19 protein-coding genes and 3 pseudogenes are annotated in these 21,134 nt (G+C 58.2%); 14 read left to right on the plus strand and 8 right to left on the minus strand.

The annotated features are described in order from the left end of the window. Positions 1 to 1,057 precede the first annotated feature (1,057 nt). Both NLM33_RS41870 and NLM33_RS41875 read left to right on the plus strand, forming a co-directional pair. Positions 1,058 to 1,435, plus strand: coding sequence for a hypothetical protein (locus NLM33_RS41870; RefSeq protein WP_254104249.1), 378 nt, complete (start codon positions 1,058 to 1,060; stop codon positions 1,433 to 1,435). A gap of 303 nt (positions 1,436 to 1,738) precedes the next feature. Further along, entirely contained in the window at positions 1,739 to 2,233 is a 495-nt protein-coding gene (locus tag NLM33_RS41875; protein ID WP_254104250.1) for a L,D-transpeptidase, read from the plus strand. Between the two features lie 598 nt (positions 2,234 to 2,831). Here NLM33_RS41875 and NLM33_RS41880 read toward each other — a convergent pair. Beyond that, positions 2,832 to 3,302: a metallophosphoesterase gene (locus tag NLM33_RS41880; protein WP_254106138.1), complete on the minus strand. Its 471-nt coding sequence runs from the start codon at positions 3,300 to 3,302 to the stop codon at positions 2,832 to 2,834. On the opposite strand from NLM33_RS41880, the gene NLM33_RS41885 reads away from it, so the two are divergent. The 6 genes from NLM33_RS41885 to NLM33_RS41910 all read left to right on the plus strand — a co-directional run bounded on the left by NLM33_RS41885 (position 3,210) and on the right by NLM33_RS41910 (position 7,900). Continuing rightward, positions 3,210 to 3,404 carry a hypothetical protein gene (locus NLM33_RS41885; protein WP_254106234.1) on the plus strand — a complete coding sequence of 65 codons (195 nt, stop codon included), beginning with the start codon at positions 3,210 to 3,212 and terminating at the stop codon, positions 3,402 to 3,404. The two genes, NLM33_RS41880 and NLM33_RS41885, sit on opposite strands and share 93 nt — an antisense overlap. 60 nt (positions 3,405 to 3,464) lie before the next feature. Beyond that, positions 3,465 to 4,718 carry an MBL fold metallo-hydrolase gene (locus NLM33_RS41890; protein ID WP_254104251.1) on the plus strand — a complete coding sequence of 418 codons (1,254 nt, stop codon included), beginning with the start codon at positions 3,465 to 3,467 and terminating at the stop codon, positions 4,716 to 4,718. After that, positions 4,708 to 5,703 carry a hypothetical protein gene (locus tag NLM33_RS41895; protein ID WP_254104252.1) on the plus strand — a complete coding sequence of 332 codons (996 nt, stop codon included), beginning with the start codon at positions 4,708 to 4,710 and terminating at the stop codon, positions 5,701 to 5,703. The genes NLM33_RS41890 and NLM33_RS41895 overlap by 11 nt, the downstream gene beginning before the upstream one ends. A gap of 80 nt (positions 5,704 to 5,783) precedes the next feature. Further along, a complete protein-coding gene (locus tag NLM33_RS41900) occupies positions 5,784 to 6,239 on the plus strand; it encodes a hypothetical protein (RefSeq protein ID WP_254104253.1) in 456 nt (151 codons plus the stop codon). A 289-nt stretch (positions 6,240 to 6,528) separates the two neighbouring features. Further along, on the plus strand, positions 6,529 to 7,545 hold the full coding sequence (locus tag NLM33_RS41905; RefSeq protein WP_254104254.1) for an integrase core domain-containing protein: 1,017 nt from the start codon (positions 6,529 to 6,531) through the stop codon (positions 7,543 to 7,545). Between the two features lie 58 nt (positions 7,546 to 7,603). After that, positions 7,604 to 7,900: a hypothetical protein gene (locus tag NLM33_RS41910; protein ID WP_254104255.1), complete on the plus strand. Its 297-nt coding sequence runs from the start codon at positions 7,604 to 7,606 to the stop codon at positions 7,898 to 7,900. Between the two features lie 100 nt (positions 7,901 to 8,000). Here NLM33_RS41910 and NLM33_RS41915 read toward each other — a convergent pair whose 3' ends face one another. Beyond that, the gene (locus NLM33_RS41915; protein WP_254104256.1) at positions 8,001 to 8,813 is read right to left on the minus strand and encodes a hypothetical protein; all 813 of its coding nucleotides are present in this window, start codon (positions 8,811 to 8,813) and stop codon (positions 8,001 to 8,003) included. A gap of 1,275 nt (positions 8,814 to 10,088) precedes the next feature. After that, positions 10,089 to 10,283, minus strand: a complete 195-nt coding sequence (locus tag NLM33_RS41920; RefSeq protein WP_254104257.1) for a hypothetical protein — start codon at positions 10,281 to 10,283, stop codon at positions 10,089 to 10,091. A gap of 86 nt (positions 10,284 to 10,369) precedes the next feature. Here NLM33_RS41920 and NLM33_RS41925 point away from each other — a divergent pair, with 86 nt between their 5' ends. Next, the gene (locus NLM33_RS41925; protein WP_254104258.1) at positions 10,370 to 10,633 is read left to right on the plus strand and encodes a hypothetical protein; all 264 of its coding nucleotides are present in this window, start codon (positions 10,370 to 10,372) and stop codon (positions 10,631 to 10,633) included. A 522-nt stretch (positions 10,634 to 11,155) separates the two neighbouring features. On the opposite strand, the pseudogene NLM33_RS41930 reads toward NLM33_RS41925, so the two are convergent. Further along, positions 11,156 to 11,311, minus strand: a pseudogene (locus NLM33_RS41930) (IS3 family transposase); the annotation flags it as partial. A 70-nt stretch (positions 11,312 to 11,381) separates the two neighbouring features. Here NLM33_RS41930 and NLM33_RS41935 point away from each other — a divergent pair. Further along, a pseudogene (locus NLM33_RS41935) lies at positions 11,382 to 12,435 on the plus strand (IS110 family transposase). A 239-nt stretch (positions 12,436 to 12,674) separates the two neighbouring features. Here NLM33_RS41935 and NLM33_RS41940 read toward each other — a convergent pair. After that, positions 12,675 to 12,938 (minus strand): annotated as a pseudogene (locus NLM33_RS41940) (transposase); the annotation flags it as partial. Positions 12,939 to 13,553: 615 nt separating this feature from the next. On the opposite strand from NLM33_RS41940, the gene NLM33_RS41945 reads away from it, so the two are divergent. Then, the gene (locus tag NLM33_RS41945) at positions 13,554 to 13,724 is read left to right on the plus strand and encodes a DUF1508 domain-containing protein (protein ID WP_254103153.1); all 171 of its coding nucleotides are present in this window, start codon (positions 13,554 to 13,556) and stop codon (positions 13,722 to 13,724) included. A gap of 98 nt (positions 13,725 to 13,822) precedes the next feature. Here the strand turns inward: NLM33_RS41945 and NLM33_RS41950 are convergent, their stop codons facing one another. The 3 genes from NLM33_RS41950 to NLM33_RS41960 form a co-directional block, all read right to left on the minus strand. Beyond that, positions 13,823 to 14,002: a DUF3606 domain-containing protein gene (locus NLM33_RS41950; RefSeq protein WP_254104259.1), complete on the minus strand. Its 180-nt coding sequence runs from the start codon at positions 14,000 to 14,002 to the stop codon at positions 13,823 to 13,825. 1,115 nt (positions 14,003 to 15,117) lie between these two features. After that, complete coding sequence (locus tag NLM33_RS41955) at positions 15,118 to 15,630, minus strand: hypothetical protein (RefSeq protein ID WP_254104260.1); 513 nt, start codon at positions 15,628 to 15,630, stop codon at positions 15,118 to 15,120. Positions 15,631 to 16,570: 940 nt separating this feature from the next. Then, positions 16,571 to 17,251 (minus strand): isochorismatase family cysteine hydrolase, encoded by a 681-nt coding sequence (locus NLM33_RS41960; RefSeq protein WP_254104261.1) that lies wholly within the window; start codon positions 17,249 to 17,251, stop codon positions 16,571 to 16,573. A 140-nt stretch (positions 17,252 to 17,391) separates the two neighbouring features. Here NLM33_RS41960 and NLM33_RS41965 point away from each other — a divergent pair, with 140 nt between their 5' ends. Genes NLM33_RS41965 through NLM33_RS41975 form a run of 3 tightly spaced genes read left to right on the plus strand, consistent with a single transcriptional unit; the run spans position 17,392 to position 21,123 of the window. Next, positions 17,392 to 18,477, plus strand: coding sequence for a BMP family ABC transporter substrate-binding protein (locus NLM33_RS41965; RefSeq protein ID WP_254104262.1), 1,086 nt, complete (start codon positions 17,392 to 17,394; stop codon positions 18,475 to 18,477). A gap of 26 nt (positions 18,478 to 18,503) precedes the next feature. Further along, a complete protein-coding gene (locus tag NLM33_RS41970; RefSeq protein ID WP_254104263.1) occupies positions 18,504 to 20,018 on the plus strand; it encodes an ABC transporter ATP-binding protein in 1,515 nt (504 codons plus the stop codon). 19 nt (positions 20,019 to 20,037) lie between these two features. After that, positions 20,038 to 21,123 carry an ABC transporter permease gene (locus tag NLM33_RS41975; protein ID WP_254104264.1) on the plus strand — a complete coding sequence of 362 codons (1,086 nt, stop codon included), beginning with the start codon at positions 20,038 to 20,040 and terminating at the stop codon, positions 21,121 to 21,123. Positions 21,124 to 21,134 lie beyond the last annotated feature (11 nt).

Here is a 21,134-nt window from a genome sequence, read left to right on the forward strand (position 1 = left end):
TGCATCGGAGATTGATCTGGGCTTCAAGGTTGACGTCTAGTCGAACCGGCAACTCAGCGACTAGGGGACGTGAAGATAATGGACGTGCAGGCGGCTAGCCTGGGAATCTGCTGTTCTACCAATCGCAGCAATCGGGTGTTGCGCGTCCCCGCAACCAAATAAACCTCTGATTTTGTGAGGTTTTTAGAGAGCCGCCCTTCGGGGCGGCTTTCTTGTTTTCAGGCCGTGTCGCCACCGTGTCGCCACGGGTTGCTTTGTGTTCGACCCACCGCAACGCCAAACACGTCCTCGCCCAGAAGGCACAACTCTTGATATTCTTCCTGCGCTGAAGCGTGCAGGGGGTGGTTACGTGAATCTATCGTCACCTTGGGACGTATTGAAACCTATTGCGGCAAGGATGCCGTCTGTCGTGCGCGAGCACGAAGTCGCTGCAGAATGAGATTCCTATCCTTTTTTCCATTTCCGATAGTCCATCCCGTCACGAGGAAACCATCTTCAAGCTCTTGAATTCGCGTAACCTCGCTTGCCTCTTGAGCCGGAGCTAGGCCAATCGGAAAAGTATACGAATTTTCGCCTGTGCTTGCATCCACAGCGTAGACCCAAGGCTTGTTCGGGCCTTTTTCGAAGTACGATCCGACCAACAGGAGCAAGTCGTACTTAGGCCAATACATGATAGACCGCGGTTCATGACGAAAGATCGATTTCGCCGCCGCGTATTTGCGGGTCCAAAGTATTCGCTCCTTATCGTCAAACACGATAATCCGCGCGCTGGACTCTCCCTTATCTTTCTGAACCACCAGGGCCGCCCATCGCTGAACGACACCCTCTTTAGTGATGCGGGAAAAACGTAGAAGGTACCGTCCTTCCGAGGTAGCTTAAAGAAAAGGCGTTGTGGATCTATATCAACTTCGGCAAATTGATCTAATCGCCATAGACGCGCATGCCATTCATCATCTGGTCCGATTGCATTGCCGAGGGCATATCGTTTCTCACCTAGAGTTTGCTTACGACGTGCGCGGCTGTTTGCTTTGAGACGCGCCGCGCAGCCGCGTGGACCTTGATCACTGCAGAAGAATTGGCGCGCGAAAAGATGACGCCGCAACTCGCGGCGTCTCCAATTGAAGCTCAATCAGGCGCACCAACGATTGAAGTGGAGCAGCCGGATGCCACCAAGCCGATCAAGTCTCCCGTTAGCGTCCATATTCGCTTTAAGCCCCATGAGGGCGCTACTATCGTTCCGGAAAGCTTTCGAGCCAAGTACGGTTGGCTCGGCATTGATGTGACGGATCGAATAACTGCAAATGCGAAAATTGATTCGTCAGGACTGGTCGCCAACAACGCCGAGGTTCCGGCTGGAAAATACAAACTGACGCTCCAAATAGAAGACAGCTTGCACAGAGTCGGTACGCGCGTCCTAGAATTCAGCGTGCTTTAGCTGGCCGTCCCAATATTTTCTCAAGTCATTTCATAGACTGAATGGTTAGTTCAGGAAGAAGCGAGCCGTTAGGCGGTCTCGTGTCTCATTGCAGGGGAGCCCGGACGATGATTGACCAGAAACTCAAGTTGGCTTGCGGTAAGGGCATATGCTTAGCCAGTATTTCATTTGCTTTAATCTGGAGTAGCGTCGCGTTCGCGGATGTTAACCCAGGCACTCAGCGAGTCTTAGACCGTCTCACCGATACGTCACAAGCGATTGTCGTCGAGGGTCGAAAGGGCGTCCAAGCGGAACTCCGCGCCTTTGAAAAAATCGGAAGCACGTGGACGGAGAAGTTTCACGCACCTGCTGTCATCGGTAAAAAGGGCTTCGCTCCCGAGGGCGAAAAAAAACGAGGGCGACCTCCGTACCCCTGCGGGGATCTACACGGTAGGAACGGCGTTCGGCTACGGACCCAACATGAAAACGACCGTCCCCTACCGCCAAGCCACGGCCGAAGATAAATTCGTCGATGACGTGGCGTCCGACCAATACAACACTTGGGTGCATGGAGGCACGAGCGCCAAAAGTTACGAGCAAATGAAAAGGGCGGATGGACTCTACGAGTTCGGTTTAGTCGTGAACTACAACATGAATCCAATAGTCAAAGGCAAAGGAAGTGCAATCTTCATTCACGTCTGGAGATCGAGCACAGATGGTACGGCGGGCTGTGTCGCACTTGAACGCACAAATATCGTTCGCTTGCTTGAATGGCTAAAGCCTCAGGCCCGAGTCGTCCTTGATCCGGATTCGCTTTGACAAAAAGCCCGCACCTGCACTTCAGCGAGCCCTGACTTGTAATGCACAACGCGAGATCGAGCGCTTCGACCTGGCCGTCTAGGTAGGATAAGTCTTCGTCGTTCGTTGTCGTCCAACTGCACAATCGAGCCAGATAGCGCGTTCTTGAAGAGGATAACCAAATATAGAGTAGGCGTTGTCGATCTGGTGAGCAGCTTGTTGTCTGCCTGCCTAGCATAAACGTCACTTATTGATCCAACACCGAGTCTACTCACAATGCGTGGCCGCGCGAGCAAGATTTGCCGGAACAGATCGGATCGAAGACTTTAGCCATATGGTGAGAAGTGTATCGAGTGAACCTTTTCAGCGCACCTGGCTTTTGGGGCTTCGCATTCTTGTGGGCTCGGATCTCGGCTCAAACTTCAAGCCGTCGCTGTTGACAAAGAACAGCGGGCCTGACTGAACCGAACTAAAAGCCGCTGCCGTGAGAGGCCCCCCGAAGCAAGCTCCTGTATCAATGTTGACGCGAGTGGCTTGAACGTCGGGAGCACGCGTCGCCGTTGGCGTATGGCCGTGCACCACGAGAGCGCCGTGCCAGAGCCTTGAGGACAGGAACGGTTCACGTATCCACAACATGTCGTCCTTGGATTGGGCCTCCAAGGGAACGCCGGGTCTTACTCCGGCATGAACGAACAACCTGTGCTCGTCGCGAACTTGAAGAGGCAGCGTTCTCATCCACGCGAGGTGCTCTGCCGGGAGATCGGAGGGGTCGTCGATGCCGTAAGCATCCAGCGTTTCCTCCCCGCCGTTCGCCCACCATTGAATGAGGTCGGCATCGGAGCGGCTCCGATCCGCCGCGAGGCAAAGCATTATGGTCGTGATTGCCCAGGAGGCAGCGGAATCGCGACGGGGCGCTGGCCTGTTCTCGCATTAGGCAGGCAATCACTTCGTCGGAGGCGGGCCCTCTATCGACATAGTCGCCCAGGAAGAGGAAATTGTGTTCGATGTCGCCCGCGCTGCTTCGGCAGGCGTCGAGCAGAGACCTGAGTTCCTCGAAGCATCCGTGGATGTCTCCAACCGCGAAGGTCAGGCGTTCGTTCATATTGACCTCCCATTGCAAATCAATCTAGTTGACATCAACAGGGAAGCTTCGCCACGCAAATATTTTTTGCAAATGTTCCATAATGTGTAAATTTCTCGGGGCCTCAATTGAATATAGGGAGATTGGAATGAGCGGGGGCGAGGTCGCGTAGTGAGATTGCGAATCCATCGGGGGACGCGCGAGATTGGTGGCACCTGTATCGAGCTGGAGAATGAGGGGGCCCGAATCCTGCTCGATCTCGGCCTTCCGTTGAACGCCAGCGATTTTGCTTCCACGCCGCTGCCCAACGTCGATGGGCTTTCCACCGTCGGCACCAGCCTCCTCGGTATCGTCCTGTCTCATGGTCACCGGGACCATTGGGGTTTGGTGCCGAAGGTAAACCCCGCGATTCCGCTAATCATGGGGAACGCGACCGAGAGCATTATTCGGGCCGCCGCCGATTTTGTCCCTGACGCCGTCGCCTTGAACGCAAGTCAATACCTTGAGCATCGCAAGCCAATTCAAATCGGCCCTTTCACTATCACGCCGCGCCTCGTGGATCATTCGGGCTTTGATGCCTACGCCATGGAAATCACGTCCGGCGGCAAACGCGTATTCTATTCCGGTGATCTTCGCGCTCACGGCCGGAAACGTAAGCTGTTCGACGCGCTGATCAGCGACGCGCCTCGCAACATCGACCTCATGTTGATGGAAGGATCGAGCCTCGGCCGTTTGTCTGACGACGAGACGTTTCCGTCCGAGGAGGACCTTGAGGAGACGTTCGTCACGCGCTTCGAGCAGACCGAAGGCATCGCCCTAGTCGCCTGCTCGGCCCAGAACATCGACCGGGTGGTCACGATCTATCGCGCGGCGAAGCGAACGGGCCGCAGTCTCATCATCGATGCCTATGCCGCCGAGGTGCTGAAGGCCACAGGGCGCGACAGCATTCCCCAGCCCGCGCCGGGCTGGTCGAATCTCACAGTCTACATCCCGCAAAGACAGCGAGTTCAATTGAAAGCTAAGGGGATCGCGTCCCTGGTCGATGGCTATCGCGGCTTTCGGATCTGGCCCGGGCAACTCGCCGGGAGCGCCCCGCGCTCAGTCATGCTGTTTAGGGGCTGGATGATCTCCGAACTCGATCAGGCCGACGCGCTTGCGGGCGCAAGGGTGTTCTGGTCGCAATGGGACGGCTATCTGGCCGAAGGCCATGCGGGGGCAGCCTTGAGGGCCGATTGCGAACGCCGCGGCATTCCGTTCGAAACGATACATACCTCTGGACACGCTGGTCCATCCGACCTGAAGCGCCTGGCCGCTGCGGTGGCAGCGAAGCGCCTGATCCCGATACATACGTTTGAACGGCTTCGGTTTCCGAAACTTTTCAGCAACGTGGAATTGGCAAACGATGGTGAATGGATTGAAGTCTGAACTGAACTTCCTCAAGCGCGGTCTGTCCGACTCTCAGATCGCAGGTTTGAAAGCGCTCGCGCATAGCCCGGCTGACAATTGGTGGAAGGAGGTGCTGGAGAGCAAGGATCTGCTGCTCGCAGTCCGAAATGGATACTTGAACGCTTATGTCAAAGGTCAGAGCGTCTTCAAAATTGCTTTCGAGAAAAGCAGCAGCGCTGGTAGCCAGCCCCGCCTTGCCATCCACTACAAGTATCTGGTGAAGCCGGATCTTGAAAAAAGGGACCCGTATGTGTCGTTCGATGGAAAGGCGTTCGCTCTCAACCCAGCCGCCATCGTGAACACCGAGTATGAGTCCAAGCTCACCTTGCCGCAACTGATCAAAACTGCTGCGCGATTTGCCGGACCCGAGAAAAGCGGCGTGCACAAGATAGCGAGGAACGAGCCGAAGGTTATTGATCTCGAAATTGCGTTCACGAAGGCCGGAGAGAACGGCGATCTATCTGCGCCCCGGATGGATATCGCCGTCTTAGTGCCGGGAAAATCGGGCGGAGCGGAACTGGTATTCTGCGAAGCAAAATGCGCGGACAATCCCGAATTGTGGAGCCTGGAAAAGCTGCCCAAGGGAGGAAAGAACCTTCCGCCTCTCGCGCGTTCCACGGCAGTGATCGCTCAAATCAGGAAGTACGAGCAGTTCATTCAGGCCGACGAGAACCAGCAAAGCCTGGTTGATGGCTACGTTATCGTCTGCAAGAATCTGATGGAGCTCAGCGCTCAAAGCTCGGGCAGGCAGGTCGATGACCTCGTCAGGCAGGTTGCAGAAGGGAAACTCGCACTATCGATCCACCCTCACGTTTATCTCCTGATCTACGATTTCGGCCAGGACGAGAAGGACGGCCGGATCAAGAAAAAGCGGCAGGAGCTGAACAAGGCAGGAGTAAGGACCATTGCCAAGGGAAAACCCAGTGACTTCCAGTTGGCGGATGACATATTGCGCGCGAAATGAAGGAATGGATAGTGATGCGCCGCGCCACAGTGCTTGAAGTCCGGGCTCAGTGGTGCGAATACGTTAAGGCGGAAGGTTGAATGATGCGAAGAACCTTAGTCGCAATTGTTAGCTCCGCTTGGTTTTGCGTCGCATCGACATACGAAGCGAAGGCGGATCAGTGCGACGCTGTCGCGGGAGAACTCGCCGCACATGTGCCGGGCGTCAATATAGCTCGCCGCAGCTCTGTCGCTGTATTCGCTCTTCACCCCGCGGTGAAGTACTCATCAATTGGCTGCCTGAACGCCAAGAGCGTGAACTTCTTTGCCGATGTCGAAAACAAGTACCCGAGCGCAAGCTTCTTTGACTACTTCGGACGCGCCGCAGCGATTGCACTGGGCGGAGCTGCCGAGGAGTTTCGAGAGGGGGCGGTTCGCTGCCTCAAGCGGGCGTTGGTGAAGAGCGGCGATGATATCGATTTGCAATACAGCGGCCTTTCGTTTCAGTGCTCGGCTGACAGTCTATCCTCAAGTGTGGTCGTGCAGAGGGACAAGTGATCGGAAAACAAAAATAGTGCCCGGCAAGCCTCCTTAATATGCCTATATCGTCCGAGAACGCCGAGCGAGCCAACCCAGACCGCGCGGCAGGGTCTTAGCGTGCCGCGCGGTGCTGCATCAGCAGCTATCGTCGATGGCCCAGTCCTATCCCCAGGTGCAACGCTTTCTGGCGAAGGGCTCCTACCGAGCGTTTGGTAAGCTTTGCTATTTTGACCACTGGAGTTCGCGTGTGTGTACCGAAAACCTCATCCGAGTGTGATACCGCGTTGGAATCGCCTAAGCTGGCGCGATGATCGGGCTGTTCTGCTTCGCTCTGGCCGCCCTGGCCTCGCCATTCAGGTCGAAGTTGCGGCTTGAAGCCGAGAACGCGGTGCTGCGACATCAGTTGATTGTCTTGAGACGCAGGCGGCGTAGTCGCCTTCGGCTCACGAACCTTGATCGCTGGTTCTTTGTCCAGCTGTATCGCTGGTTTCCAGCAATCCTGAAGGTCCTCACGATCATCCGGCCTGAGACGCTTGTGCGTTGGCACAGAGCCGGATTTCGATGCTACTGGCGTTGGAAGTCGCGCCCACGGGGAGGGCGACCGCCAGTCGAGACGGAGCTGCGCGTCTTGATCCGGCGCATGAGCGTCGAAAATCCGCTTTGGGGCGCGCCACGCATCCACGGCGAACTGCTCAAACTCGGGTTTGAGGTCGCGCAGTCGAGCGTCGCCAAGTACATGGTCAAACGCCGGGTGCCACCCAGCCAGGGATGGCGAACCTTCTTGCACAATCATGTGCCAGATGTTTCCGCCATGGACTTGTTTGTTGTCCCGACCATTAGCTTCGGCCTGCTCTATGCTTTCGTCGTCGTTCGGCTAGACCGCAGACATCTTGTTTGGATCAACGTCACGGCACATCCAACCGCCGAATGGGTCGCGCGTCAAATAACGGAGGCATTCCCCTGGAATGAGGCTCCGCGCTACATGATCCGGGACCGGGATTGCATCTACGGTGCGGTGGTGACACGCCGACTGCGCGCCATGGGTATTCGCGACAAGCCCATTGCACCAGCCTCACCCTGGCAGAATGGCTTTGTCGAGCGGCTGATCGGATCGATCCGGCGCGAATGTGTGGACCACATCATTGTCCTGGGCGAGGCACATCTGCGCCGGATTCTGAAATCTTACGCTTGCTACTATAACACGACACGAACGCACTTGGCCTTGGATAAGGACGCGCCCGTTTCTCGCCCAGTGCAGCGAACCGGTGTGGTCAGGTCACTTGCCATCCTGGGCGGACTTCATCACCGCTACCTCAGGATTTAGGTTTTCGGTATACACAGGTGATGTCAAGAACATCACGGCCGCCGCAGCATCGGTCGGCTTGAGCCGCGAGCATCTCAGCCGCGAGCTCAGCCGGCCGCATATTTCCAGCTACTTGCATGCGAAGGTGCAGCGCCATCTTTCCGTTGCGGCGACGCGGGCCGGCGCTGTCAAGGTCGACCTGCTGGAAAGCCCCAACGAAATGGTCCGCGACCGGGCGAGCTCGTTTGTGCTCGGCCTGGCAGGCATCCAACCGACCAACCAGCCGAGCGTCAACGTCAACATCGAGGTGAATGCCGGTTACGTCATCGACCTGTCCGACGACCCCGCGCCCCCGATGCGGACGATTTCCCCATGAGCGATAACCAGACTTCCGCCATTCTCGGCCTCAAGACCGTTCGTGCCACCGCTCGTGAATGGAAGGACCAGGCCGCGCAATGGCAGAAGGTGTGCTGGCCCTAGGTGAACCATTGCGGCGAGAACGGCAGCGGCTCCCACCAATTGGGCAAGCGCGAGATATGCTTGATCTCAACGAATTCGTCTCCCCAGCTCCATTGCTCCATCAAGCGCTTTCGAGCCTGGTTCATCTTGTCATACTCGCGGGTTTGATTGTCGGAGAACAGCTTGTTGCGTTGGCCGTTCTTCCGGAACGTATCGCTGCTCGGCCAGTCCGGCTGATCGTAGATCTGGCCATTCGCGCCGATGACAACGGCGCGCTGCCCGCGCGAAACGATCCTGGCGGTCAGGCTGTCCGATCCGCTCTCGATTCCGTATGTCTGTTCTTTGGTCGCGATGACTTCGGGCGTGAAGTCGAGGAAGTCCTGCCGCGCCATCATGAACCCGTTCGATCGGATGTTCGGATTCGGATAGCCTGGCATCGCCAAGACCTCGGGTGGATTGTTACGGCTCCAGGCGCGTTCGAATTCCGCCTCGATCGTTTCGGCGTCGGCGCCATAGATCGGAGAGGCAATATTCGGCTGATGCTTCTTGATCTCATGCCCCCAGAGCTCCGTCACTTCTTCATCGACCGGCGCGCCGTGGATCGCAAACCAGACTGTTTTCGATATCGCCTTGAGACTTTGGCGGAAGCTTTCGTATGAGGCCGTTCCGCCAGCAATGCCGATGCTGGGGTCGGTCATGGCTACGTTGAGTTTCGCCAGCCAATTGTCGGATTCGATTTCGGTGAACGTATTGAAGCAGCAGATCATCCGATGAGGAATTCGTTCCGCTGCGAGGCGATAGGCGCCGATGTCAAAGCTTCGGTCAGGCATCGAGAACGCGCGGTGCTTGATCCCGCGAAACATTATCTTGGGGCTGAGTGACCAGCGCGGAAAGCCCTTGAAAACTACAATCAGATCATGATCCGCCCCTGCGGGATACCGCTGATACGATTCGACAAACCGCCGTACTGGTTCTTGGCCCTCGGCGCGCCTCGCCAAATAGATAACCGCAATTGACAAGCCAGCCTCCCTCAACGGCTCCGGGAAACGAGCACGCTCCCTAGAGCGCAAGTTTTAGGCGAAGCTGCTTGTATCACAATCACAGCGAGTCACAACTAAAACGAGTCTCGTGTGGTGAGACTCGCAAAAGGTGTAAGCGCGGATCGGTTGGGGCTTCTCTAGAATCGGAGGTCGCTTATCGATGCCCGCGCACACAGACTGGAGGGCAGCGCGAACGCGACTCGGCGCCCGCGGCGTAGTCGAACGCTGTCCCTACCGCGCCCGCGCTGCCCAGAAGTTTGCTGCCCCGTGACTCTCGGACTCCCGGCGCTCGCGTATGGGAAAGCGCTGTCACCACAGGCCGCAAACCTTTAGTGGCCAGCCTCCGCCTTGGAGTAGCGAGACTGACCACCTTCACTCCCGAGAGGCTGAAACTCTCAAGGGAGCGAGCAAGGAGTATCGCGGAGAAGTGCCGCAAGCACCTACCAGGATGGGTTGGTGCCGATCTCCTGTGGCCTGGGGCAAATGCGCCATGGCGACTGAATTAGACTCGATTTTTGATGTGATTGAGCAACACCGCGAGCTGTCCGCGCAATACGATGCCCGCGGTATCTTTATCCGCGAGACTAGTCGAAGGCCCCGAATTTGATGCAGCCGACGCAATCAGCGCGGAAGGGAGGTTGGCTCTCGAGCAGTACGCAGAGGTGCTCAATCGACGCCGCGATCGCGGCGACCAGTACGAGTGCGAAGTTCTCCCCTGTCATAGCGAGAAATGAAGGGCAACCGGAGGGCGAGCGCAAGCGCCTCGTGGTGCAGATCCTCACCTCGCTCGCGATTGTCTCGCTTCGGGACACGATGCTGGACTGGACCTGCTGGCCCCTCACGGCCTTAGGGGATTTTGATGCGCAAAGCAGCGTTCCCACCGGGTGTAATCCGGTAGCTCCCGCCGGTACTCCCACGTTCAATCCAGCCCTTCGCCACCATATTTAGGATGGTGCGGCGGCCGGTCGGTCCAAGAGCTCTCAGCGTCAGTTCGCGGCCGGACCGCAGTTTCTGCAGCACGTCTCGCTCAGGGCTGGTCGGCAGATGGCTCGCGCGAGCCGGCATCTATTTCTTCGCCTTCAGCCCGAGTTCGACCAAGCGGCGGATGGCTTCGGATAGCGTCGGTTTGTCCGGCTGGTTTTCTGCCCACCTGACGATTGCGGCGCGCGTCGCAGTGTCGGCACGAAAGCCCATCAGCGGCGTAATGCCGGTTCGTGGCCGGCCCATGACTTTTTGTTTAACAGTTCTTGCTTTCTTCATGCTTTTTGTATAACACAAAGACAAGCCGAGTGGAAGCTCTCACCTTCCACCCGGCTCTAACCCCAGTCAAAGAGGATGCATTTCCCATGATCGAGGCTGATCCGCGTGTTAGCACGCCACCCTTAAACTCGTCTGCAAGCAATATCATCGACTTGTCTACGCGCAGTTCGGCGCGTCCTGCCGCTCCGATGCCGCCTATCACTACCGACCCGGACGACCTCGACCGTGCATCGAAGATCATGCGTGCTGCGGTCAAGTACGGGGAACACGATCACCTGCTGGTCGAACGGTTGCATCGGTGTTGCTCTTGGTTCTTCATACGCCTCTCAGGTGTTTGGCAACTTTTTTAATCTCGCCGGAAGTCCAACCAGCACAACGGGCATTGCTGCGAATGGCCCGGCCGGAGTGGCATCAAGCAACATTTTCGCCGGTCAGGCGAACGCAATAAACCTGCAAGCGGCCTCGACTATCCCGCCGCAACATGCTCGGCGCCTTGGCCGTGCTGCCCGTTGCACTGCCGGCCGCCGCTGCGGTGCCCGATCCAGTCTTCGCCGCGATCGAGCGATACAAGGCGCTTTCCATCGAATACACCGCGGCGGTGGATAAGTGGGGCGACTTGGAGCCCGATGATGCCGACTGTCCGGAAGCCGAGGACGAGACGTCCCGGACGTCTGCCGCGCTGTTCGATCAGATGGACCTCATTTTCACCTTCCGGCCGTCGACCGTTGCCGGCGTGGTGGCCTTGCTGAAATACATCACAACGCTTGAGGAGTGGCAGATGCCTCCAGGGCTCGAGGAAGGCGGGAGCATGAAGGCAATGCAGACGCTTTGCACCTGCCTTGCCGCTGCGATCGAGCAGAGCGAGGTGTGGGCAGCCGGCCTCGCAGTTCTGCCTCTGGAGGGCGGCTCGAGCAATAGCGGATCATCTTCCGGTCGGCGCCGACGATCGAGCAGGCCCGCCGTTCCGACAGGCTCATGACGGCCTGCAGATGCGCGACCGCAGCGCGCTTGGCGGCGGGCCCTACCATTAATGGGATGGTCCGCCCCGTCCTCCTCCCTCATCATGGGAGAGGTCAGATCAATAGAGAGGAGCGTACTATGACCCATCGCAATTTGCCGCGGCCTGCGGCTGTCTATGGAATCGACATTGGCAAGAACCTGTTCCACGTCGTTGGCCTGAGCTGCGACGGCACACCTGTTCAGAAAGTTCGCTTTCGACGGGACACCCTTCTTCAGTTCTTTTCTCGCGCACAACCAAGCATAGTCGGCATGGAATCCTGCTCCGGTTCACAGTGTTTTCGCCCGGAAGATACAGGCATTTGGTCACAAGGTGCGCCTGATCCCTGCGCAATTCGTGAAGCCCTACGTGAAGTCAAACAAGAACGATATCATCGACGCCGAGGCGATCGTTGAGGCCGCGACGCGACCGACAATGCGCTTCGTCGCCGTTAAGGAGGAGGGCCAGGTCGATCTTCAAGCGCTGCATCGAATCCGTGACCAGATGGTCGGCTCGAGGACACGCCTGATCAATCAGATGCGGGCTTTCTGCCTCGAGTACGGTGTACCTTTGCGTCAGGGTGCCCGAATATTCAAACTCGAGTTGCCGCGCGCTTTGAATGACGAAGGAAACGATTTGTCACCAGTGATGCGTCGCCTGGTCGGCGATCTCTTCGCCGATCTCCGCCGCCTCGAAGAACGGATCCGCGAAGTGACACAGGAGATCGAAGCGGTCGCCGATCGAGAGGACGTCACACGCCGGCTGATGACAATCCCTGGTATCGGCGCATTGGGTGCGACCGCCGTACTTGCCGCGATCGGTGATGGGCTGCAGTTTCGCAAGGCCCGCGACCTTGCTGCCTGGCTGGGGTTAGTGCCCAGACAACACTCGACCGGCGGAAAACAGACGTTGCTTGGCGTCAGCAAACGCGGCAATCGTTATGTGAGAAAGCTTCTAGTGCATGGCGCGCGATCCTGCTTCCGGCATCTGGACCGGACGCGCGATCGCTTGGGAAGCTGGCTCGACGGGCTCCAGGCTCGGATGCATCCGAACAAGGCCGTTGTCGCTCTAGCCGCCAAGATGGCCCGCATTGTCTGGGTGGTCTTGAACAAGCCCGGAGCTCTCTACGAACGCAGAGATCCTGCTTTCACCTGACGCTTCTGGCTTCGATTGCAAGGCTCGGGAACAGTGATGACGAAACAGTGGATCAACATGCCGGAAGCCCTGTGCAAAAAAGCGGGCTTCGTGCCCGAACCATTTATTGGGAACGGCGTGCGCGGATCTCATCATGGCCTGGCTGCAACAGCAGTCCACTCGCGAGAGGCCGGATACATTTATGCAACTGGAAGCGTCATTTTTGCTGTTACGAACCCTTGCACGGACGGGGCGGACCATACATTTTTTGAAAGAAGCTCGCGAAGGGCGGCCACATCGAGCATCTGCTCGGCCAGGAGCTTTTTTAGCTTCGCATTCTCCTCCTCCAGCGCCTTCAGCCGCTTCGCCTCGGAAGCGTCCATGCCGCCGAATTTGGCCTTCCAATTGTAGATTGTCGCCTCGGAGATCCCGTGCTTGCGAGCCAGGTCAGCCGTCTTCGCCCCAGCCTCATGCTCCTTCAATATCGCGATAATTTGCTCTTCCGAAAACCTTGCTCGCTTCATCTGTCCGTCCTTCTGTGGGCCGGACTCTAACTCCATCTGGAGGAAATACGCAGTGGCAGGTCAATGTGACGGCACGTGATTGACGTGCGTGGGGCCATTGATCGGCCCGAAGGAGACAGCGCGAACGCGACTCGGCGTCGACAGATCCCGTAGCCGACGCTCTTCCCGCGCCCGCGCTGCCAGACACAGGCCGCGCGGGGTGCAAGTCCACGGGCATGCCCCTCAAGTTGTATCGGCGAATGGCCTCCCCTGCACCTACCAGGATTGGTTGATGCCTTGCGGTACTCCTCCGCGATACTACTTAGTAGCCCCCTTGGGAATTTAGTAGCCCCCTTGGGAATTGAGCCTCTCGGAGGGCCAAGGCGGTCAGCTTTGCTAGTCCAAAGGGGTAAGGCTGGCCACCAAAGTTTGCGGCGCGTGGTAGGGACAGCGCTTCACGCGAGCGCCGAGTCATCGCCGCAAACTTCGCTGGCAGCGCGGACGTGGTAGGGACAGCGTCGGGCACTCTCTCGCGCATCTCTGACTGGCGCCGAGTCACGTCCGCGCTGCTTTTTTTTTGCGGTTTCCCCCTATTTGTCGCAGATGTGCGCGGAAACAACTCGGGAGGTCGAGGCCATGTACTTCTATCTGTACCAGGACGCGGGTAAACAGTGGCGTTGGACGTTGCACGCGGGGAACGAACGCAAAATCGCCAATTCCGGCGAGGGCTATCACAACAAAGTTGATTGCCTTGCTGCCATTGAGCTTGTGAAGAGTACGGACGCCAATACTCCCGTGCGGGAGTAACGCCGCGAGGAGACTTCGCACCCCGCGCGGCCTGTGCTTGGCAGCGCGGGCGGGTAGTGCGTTCCGAATGCGTCGATGGCCGCCGCAGTGCGTTTAGGCTATTTCTCGCTCAAGTACTTCTTGACCTTGGCCACCGACGGCCCCACCGCTCGAACCGCGCCTGCCAACTGTTGGCCGGACACGTTGAGCTGTTTCTTCCAGTATTCTCTTTCCCATTCCTCGTTCAGGTTGATCCTGCTGCGGTCGGGATTACCCCGCTTCTTGAGATCGTCCGCCATCGTCGCTCCTGTTTACTTGTCGCTAGTCTAGCGACTTACTTCCGGCGCGTCGGTTTCGACGGCCTCTTATGGTCGGGCCGCTGAGTCAGAGCTGATGCCGAAACCGTCTTGATCTGCTTGTTGGTCAGCGAGCCGGGGTTGCGAAGTCCTTTCGAAGCAATCGACCCCACGCCTTTACCGGTACGTTCATTTTTTGCCATTGGAGCACCTGCAGGTTTCGCGACTCACGAGGAGCCACAACCAAAGATATCACGGACAATCTTTTTCATCCTCCCGTACAACTCCGGTGTGGAGATTAGCAATGGTCCCCGGTATCATCTCCTCATGGCTAGATGCACAGCACCAAGATTCGGCCACGCACGGCGAGCGGTCGAGCGGCCTCCTCGCCGGTGCGCGTCTCGTTCCCGTTGTGCATTAGACGACGTATGAAGCTCTCCGGGCAGTCAGCCCTATGAATGGCTGACGTCGCGGCCAAGCTCGCCGATCTGGTCGCCCTCTGCTAGCGCGCCTTCTGCCGCGCCAGCCTGTCGACGCAGGCCCTCATGTCGGAGCCCCGCGCACGCCGGGCGGACCCGGACAGGGTGCCGAACGGTCCATGCTTGGCGTAGGACTCCTTGCAGCAGGCCACGGGAAAGGTTGACGTGCACACCGAGAGATCCTGTGCGAAAACCCCGGCGGCAAACATCGGCTGGCAGAATACCGTCCCAGCCGCCTCGGCTTTGCCAGGGAGCTGGATGGAATCCTGCAGGACCTGCGTGAAAGCGACGGCAGCGTCTATTCGGCGACGCTCGACCGCAAGTTCCGCAGTGACAGCTGGGGCGACGCGCCGGCCATGGAGATGACGGTGGGCTACCTGATTATCGTTCCCGCCGATCGGCAGATCACCCAGCTCTACATCCCTCGCCGGACAAGGCTCGCCTAACGGGATGATCGTGCGACGAATGCCCATTTGCGGCCGGATAAGCCCAGTGGTGCGACCACTAAGTCATTGATTGTTCTCAACCCGGGGCTGTCTCTTAATCAGCGGGTCCCAGGTTCGAGCCCTGGTGCGCCCACCAAGCTTTTCAGTAGCTTAGGGGTTCCTCGCGGAAGTCATTCCGACAGACGGCCGACGGCTATTCCGACAAACCGGCTGCTTTTGTTCTTTCCTCTCGCCGCCTCTTCGTGCCCGAAATTAGCTGTTTCCGCGTGCGTTTCGCATAGGTTGGTAGCTGCCGCGATGATCGGTGGCGGCCTGCGGCTCTGAGCTCAGCGTCCGTTAGATCGCTGTCGGCCCCCTCGGTGAAGCCGCCGTGCCGGAACGAGGTAAATGAGAGTTCTTCCCGCAGGCCGGCTGCGCGAACGATCTTTTTCACGACTTCCCGGAGGTAGCGAAGATCCTGCCTGGCCGTGATCCATGGCAGCGGGGTAGGCGACCTCCGGTGCTTATGGTCGCGCCGAAAGACGAGCCCGGTGACGATGGTCTGCCTGATGTCGTCGAGTTCTGCCATCAGCTCGGGAAACAAGGTCTCGCCAGTCTCGTCGAAAAGCGGCCACCAAGCTTCCTCGCCATTCTTGGGATGGACGATGCGGACACTGTTCGGGCGTTCTTTCGGTCGATAGTGGCTGATCTCGAAAGCTCCGAACACGTGTTCTTCTCGCTGGAGCCATCCTGACCTGCAGCCGGGGGGCTTTCAATATTCCTCTCTATGAGGGAAAATCTGCACTCGCCCCGCGGGCTCACGAACTGCCCTATGCGAAGGATTGGATGAGGTACGTAGATTTGGTTGGTGTGGGGAAAGGCGGTAGCGCTCCACTGACTTGAACCCCCGACAGATCATCGGACGATGGGACGTACGTCCCCAGAGCAACTGCCCTCGCAAGCCTAGCCGCCTTCGACTCAGCCCGGGTCACCGCCACGCATCCGCATCCACAAATCTCAATGCCTGGTGAGCCCCGTTCTCATCCTGGAATTTCGCAACGAAATTGCAACGAATTGGGTGAAACGAGCGTGAGCAAAAAAAGTTGTTCATTGCGTTCGAGAGGCAGGGAGCAACTTCGGATAGTGGTCCGAGCCGAGAACCAAAATCACTTATGCGTATCTGGGATGAGGGAAGGGGGTGCGTACTGAGCCAGTACCTATGAAGCCCTTCGCGCACATCTGGTGCAACAAATGCCCGTGCGATCGCATGAGCGGCGGCAGGTAACCGCCGCCTTTTGTAGAGGCCAACATGTGAGTTGGGCCACTTGCGCGCAGCTTCCGATCGTCACGGCCGCCGCATTTTGATTCATCTAAGCTCCAACTCTCCGCAGTCGTGTAAATGGCTCGATCAGTTTTATCGCCTATCCTGGGCCCAATAGGTCGGCCCTGCTCGACCTGTGGCGAGGTGCGGTCGTGTCCTACGAGATGGCGATTGCGTCCGGCCGTTCGATGCTGCCCGCTCGGGCGGCACAATATGTCCGCATGTCCCGGGAAAGTCAGCGCTAACCTCGTAGTCGAGTATGGTTCCTCCCAGGCTCGGGCCCGCCGAAAAGTCGACGGCGGGTCCTTCATTTCCGCATGTCAAAAGCAGAATTTGTGGGGAAGCGCTAAATGCGCTGATCGCGCCAGCAATGCAAAAGTTCATTGCTGTCGGCGACGAGACCGAGATGAAGGGAAACCATTTTGAGCGCGGCCGCTTCCATAGCCGGATCGGTACCGCGAACGAGATCGGCGAGGACCGTCACTCGATAGCCGAGATTGCTGGCGTCGAAGGCGCTGTTCAGCACGCAGCAGTCGGCCATGCAGCCGGTGAACACGATGCGACGCGTACCGAGATTCCGCAGGAGAAAGTCCAGGTCGGATGGATAGAAGGCGGAGAGGCGCTTCTTTGTGTTCACGATTAGATCGTCTTCCTTGACCTCTGTAGCAAACTGAGTCCACCGGCTCCCCTCGATAGCGTGAGCGTCAGAGTTGGCGATCGGACCGACATGTAGCGGGAACACCATACGCCATGCAGCTTTCACCCCATGGATGTCGTCAGAGCCGTTCTTCCGGAGTTCGCTGCGCACATGGATCACTGGCACACCGAGCGCGCGCGCGGCACGATGAAAGACATCTACCTTGGAAACGATCTCTCGGGCGCGGGGCGCCGGACAAGGGCAGTCGGGGTCGTCGGCCAAATGTCCCTGATGTAGGTCGATGCAGACTGCGACAGTCTGCTTGAGCGATGTGAATTCCTCAAAGCCGGGCGGCAATTCGCGTTGGTCGCCATACACATAGGTCTTCATGGCTCACCTCCGATTGCTCTATGCACGCCGGTTAGCCATGGCCTGCGCGCAAAATATGCTTGCGCAATTGAATAACATAGAACAGACTTGAGCGACATTAAAAATGTCACGCATCGATTTCGATCGCGGAGGGGAAACATATGCGCGCAATGACGAAGCCATTCCTTTTCTTGTCTGCAATTGCTGCGGCCACCTTCGGTCAGGCCGTAGCTGTCGAGTTTAAGCTCAAGGGCGAGATCAAGCCAGCCTGGATCTACCTCAACGCCAAGAATGACGGCGGCTGGCAGCAAGCGATCGACGAAGCGCGACAGAAGATCGAGAAGGATCTCAACTTGAAGATCCCATTCGTCGAAAACGTGCCGGACGAGGCGGCCAAGATCGAACCCGCGGCAGAACTCTATATCAAGCGGGGCTACAACGTCATTCTCGGAAGTTCGTTCGGCTATTCCGACGCGTTTAAGGCGCTCGCGCAGAAACATCCCGACGTCGCGTTCATCGACATTTCCGGTACGCAGCACGCTGCCAATCTCGGTGGCGTCTATGGCAAGACCTACGAAAGCCAGTATCTCTGCGGTATGGCGGCAGGCGCCATGTCGAAGTCCGGCAAGATTGGCTTCGTAGCCGCGCATCCACTTGGCCTTGTCAACTGGACGATCAATGCGTACGCGCTCGGCGCTCAGGCCGTGAATCCCAAAGCCGTCGTCTATGCCGTCTTTACTGGTAGCTGGAACGATCCCGTGAAGGAGCGAACCGCCGCGAAGGCGCTGATCGATCAGGGGGCCGATGTGCTCGGCCAGAACATCGATACCGCAACAACACAGATCGTGGCACAAGAACGCGGCGTCTATGGTACGGGACACAATCGCGACCTTCGCGAGTTTGCGCCCAAAGCGACGCTTTGCTCATCCGTTTGGGTATGGGATCGTTTCTTTATCCCCGAGCTGAAGAAGATCCAATCCGGCACGTGGACGCCGGATCCATACGGTGATTTTCCGGGTATCGCCGGCGGCGGCACCGAGATCGCCTGCTGCAATTCGGCAGTTCCTAAGGAAGTGGTCGCCAAGATCGAGGCCGCTCGCAAAGAGATCGTCGATGGCAAACAAGTCTTCCAGGGACCCCTGCTTGATCGTGATGGTAAAGAGCGCGTGCCGGCGGGTAAGGTTCTTGGCGGCGCCGATCTCTGGAAGATGGACTGGTACGTGAAGGGCGTCGTGACCCAGAATTGATATAGTCCCAGCAGGCGGATTCGGTGGTGGACAACGCTCTCGCGCTCGAGATGACGGGAATCCGGAAGAACTTCGGTAGCTTCCGGGCCCTGGACGGTGCAAGCCTCGAAGTGCGCTGGGGCGAGGTCCACGCAATTCTCGGTGAGAACGGCGCCGGTAAATCGTCACTTATGAATGTCGCCGCCGGGCTCTACTCGCCCGACGGCGGCTCGCTTCGAATAAACGGCCAGGCCTGTGATCTTTCCGGTCCGCGCGACGCCATGGCGCGCGGTGTCGGCATGATTCATCAGCATTTCAAGCTAGTTAAGCGGTTTAGTGCCGTGCAGAACGTCCTGCTCGCCAATCCGCGCGGAAGCTATCGGCAAGGCTTGGCCGCGATCGGTGAGGAAATTAGGAAGCACGCCGAGACTCTCGGTTTCGTCCTTGATCTGCACCGCCCGGTCGGCCTGCTGTCAGTTGCAGAGCAGCAACGGGTCGAAATCATCAAAACTCTAGTCGCTGGCGCGCGGATTCTCATCCTCGACGAACCAACTGCGGTGCTCACGGATGAAGAGGGAGCGACGCTACTTCGAACCATCAGTGATCTGGCGCAACGCGGAACCGCCATCGTGCTCGTCACGCATAAACTTCGCGATGTGCAAACCTTCGCCGACCGCGTGACAGTGATGCGCGGGGGGCGGACGATCGCGACCCTCAACCGCGGAACCCCAAGCGACGAACTCACAACACTTGCGGTCGGAACTAAGATTGTTGCGCCTCGACGTGGGGAAGGAAAGCCGGGTGTTGAGCGTCTGATCGTGCGCAGCTTGAATGATGAGTCTTCTGATCAATCCCGCCTGCGTCATGTGACTTTCACCGTACGATCGGGGGAGATCTACGGTATCGCCGGGGTGGGTGGCAATGGTCAAACTGAACTCTCGGACATCCTAAGCGGATCACGTGCGCCGTCCGCCGGCCATGTCGAAGTCGCGTTGCCTGGCGGCGACCGCGTCGACCTCTCTTCGGGGGGGCCGCGTAGCCGTGTCGATTTTGGCTTTGCGACCGTGCCTGCCGATCGGCAGGGGCAAGCGATCGCGTCTTCGGTATCCATCGTGGACAACTACGCGATCGCGCACGTGCATACCGGACGGTTCGGACCTTGGTGGCGCATCAAACGCGCGGCCGCACGCGAGGCGACTAGCGTGGCGTTGCGAGATGCGGACGTGCAGGGGGTGCGAAGTACCTCACAGCGCGTCGGTTTACTCTCCGGCGGCAACGCTCAGAAGTTGGTCATGGCGAGGGAATTCAGCCGGACGCCAGGGATTATCATCGTCCACAGCCCGAGCCGCGGGCTGGATGTACGAGCTTGTGCAGCAATCCACCGTCGGCTGCTCGCCGCTCGGGAGGAGGGTGTCGCAGTCGTGCTGATCAGCGAAGATCTGGACGAGATCCTCAGCCTTTCGGATCGGATCGGGGTCATGACGGCAGGACGCATAGTTGCCGAATTCGATGCCCCAGCCGATCGTCAAGCGATCGGTCGTGCAATGGTGGGCCATGTCTAATCAGAGCACCGGAGTGATCATGACGACGTTGAACGATGCGCCGCCCTCGCGACCGCGACGGCTTCGCGTTGTCCTTGAAGTGCGGCTGGATATGCCAGTCTGGGCTCGGGCGTTGGTTAGCCTGGCAGCAGTGGTGTTCGGACTCGTCGTATCCGCGATTATCCTGGCGTTGGCAGGAGTAGCGCCATCGAGCCTCGTCACAGAATTCGGCTCGACGCTGGCGGACCCTGGGAGCCTTAGGGCTGTCCTCAGTCAATCCGTCCCTCTCATTCTCGTCGGTATCGCGGCTTCAGTCGCCTTCCGGGCTCGGTTTTGGAACCTCGGTCTCGAGGGTCAAATGATCATGGGAGGCATCGCCGCCACGGCAATCTCGCTTCATCAGATCGGAGCAGAGAGCATCCGCATTGAATTGATGGCTCTTGCCGCCATGCTCGGCGGCATTATCTGGGTCGCTTTGCCGATGGCAATGAAGTATCTGCTGGGCATCAACGAAATTATCGCCACACTTCTCCTCAACTATATAGCGCAATATGCGCTTTACGATTTGCTGTTCGGTGCCTGGAAGGATCCGGCCGACTCATTTCCTCATTCGGGGCCGTTTTCGGCGGCGGAGCGACTTCCCGTCATAGGAGAATGGCTGCAAGCCGGCATGCTCGTTGCCGTCGTGGTTGTCGCGGCTACGTTCTGGCTTCTTCAAGTCAGTCGCGCCGGCTTCTACCTCCGCTTCATCTATGCGAACACCTCGATGGCTCATCGAATGGGTGTGCCAACCGGCCGCATCGTCGCGATCGTGGTCTTAGCATCTGGCGCGATTGCCGGCCTTGCCGGATTCGTCATTCCGTCCGGAATTGAAGGTCGCTTAACGCAAGGATACTTTGAAGGTTACGGTTTTTCCGGTGTTCTCATCGCGTTCCTTGCGCAGAACAATCCGTTGTCTGCGAGCGTTGTAGCGATTTTGGTAGCGGTTCTGTTCGTGGTAGGGCAGAGCCTTCAGATCTTCTATCAGATACCGTTCTCGATGGTGCAGCTTATCCAGGCGATCATCGTGATGAGTGTTGCGGGCGCCGACTTCTTCGTCCGCCATCGCCTGATCCTGCAACGCTGACGCCGTGGGAA

The organism is Bradyrhizobium sp. CCGUVB1N3 (assembly GCF_024199925.1).
In the GTDB taxonomy this organism is placed as follows: Bacteria; Pseudomonadota; Alphaproteobacteria; order Rhizobiales; family Xanthobacteraceae; genus Bradyrhizobium.

What these genes read in the sequence shown, in the direction of transcription:
- NLM33_RS41915 (WP_254104256.1), bottom strand. Translation starts at nt 8,813, where the DNA reads ATGCCTGACCGAAGCTTTGACATCGGCGCCTATCGCCTCGCAGCGGAA.
- NLM33_RS41905 (WP_254104254.1), top strand. Translation starts at nt 6,529, where the DNA reads ATGATCGGGCTGTTCTGCTTCGCTCTGGCCGCCCTGGCCTCGCCATTC.
- NLM33_RS41965 (WP_254104262.1), top strand. Translation starts at nt 17,392, where the DNA reads ATGCGCGCAATGACGAAGCCATTCCTTTTCTTGTCTGCAATTGCTGCG.
- NLM33_RS41900 (WP_254104253.1), top strand. Translation starts at nt 5,784, where the DNA reads ATGATGCGAAGAACCTTAGTCGCAATTGTTAGCTCCGCTTGGTTTTGC.
- NLM33_RS41920 (WP_254104257.1), bottom strand. Translation starts at nt 10,283, where the DNA reads ATGAAGAAAGCAAGAACTGTTAAACAAAAAGTCATGGGCCGGCCACGA.
- NLM33_RS41975 (WP_254104264.1), top strand. Translation starts at nt 20,038, where the DNA reads ATGACGACGTTGAACGATGCGCCGCCCTCGCGACCGCGACGGCTTCGC.
- NLM33_RS41925 (WP_254104258.1), top strand. Translation starts at nt 10,370, where the DNA reads ATGATCGAGGCTGATCCGCGTGTTAGCACGCCACCCTTAAACTCGTCT.
- NLM33_RS41945 (WP_254103153.1), top strand. Translation starts at nt 13,554, where the DNA reads ATGTACTTCTATCTGTACCAGGACGCGGGTAAACAGTGGCGTTGGACG.
- NLM33_RS41960 (WP_254104261.1), bottom strand. Translation starts at nt 17,251, where the DNA reads ATGAAGACCTATGTGTATGGCGACCAACGCGAATTGCCGCCCGGCTTT.
- NLM33_RS41950 (WP_254104259.1), bottom strand. Translation starts at nt 14,002, where the DNA reads ATGGCGGACGATCTCAAGAAGCGGGGTAATCCCGACCGCAGCAGGATC.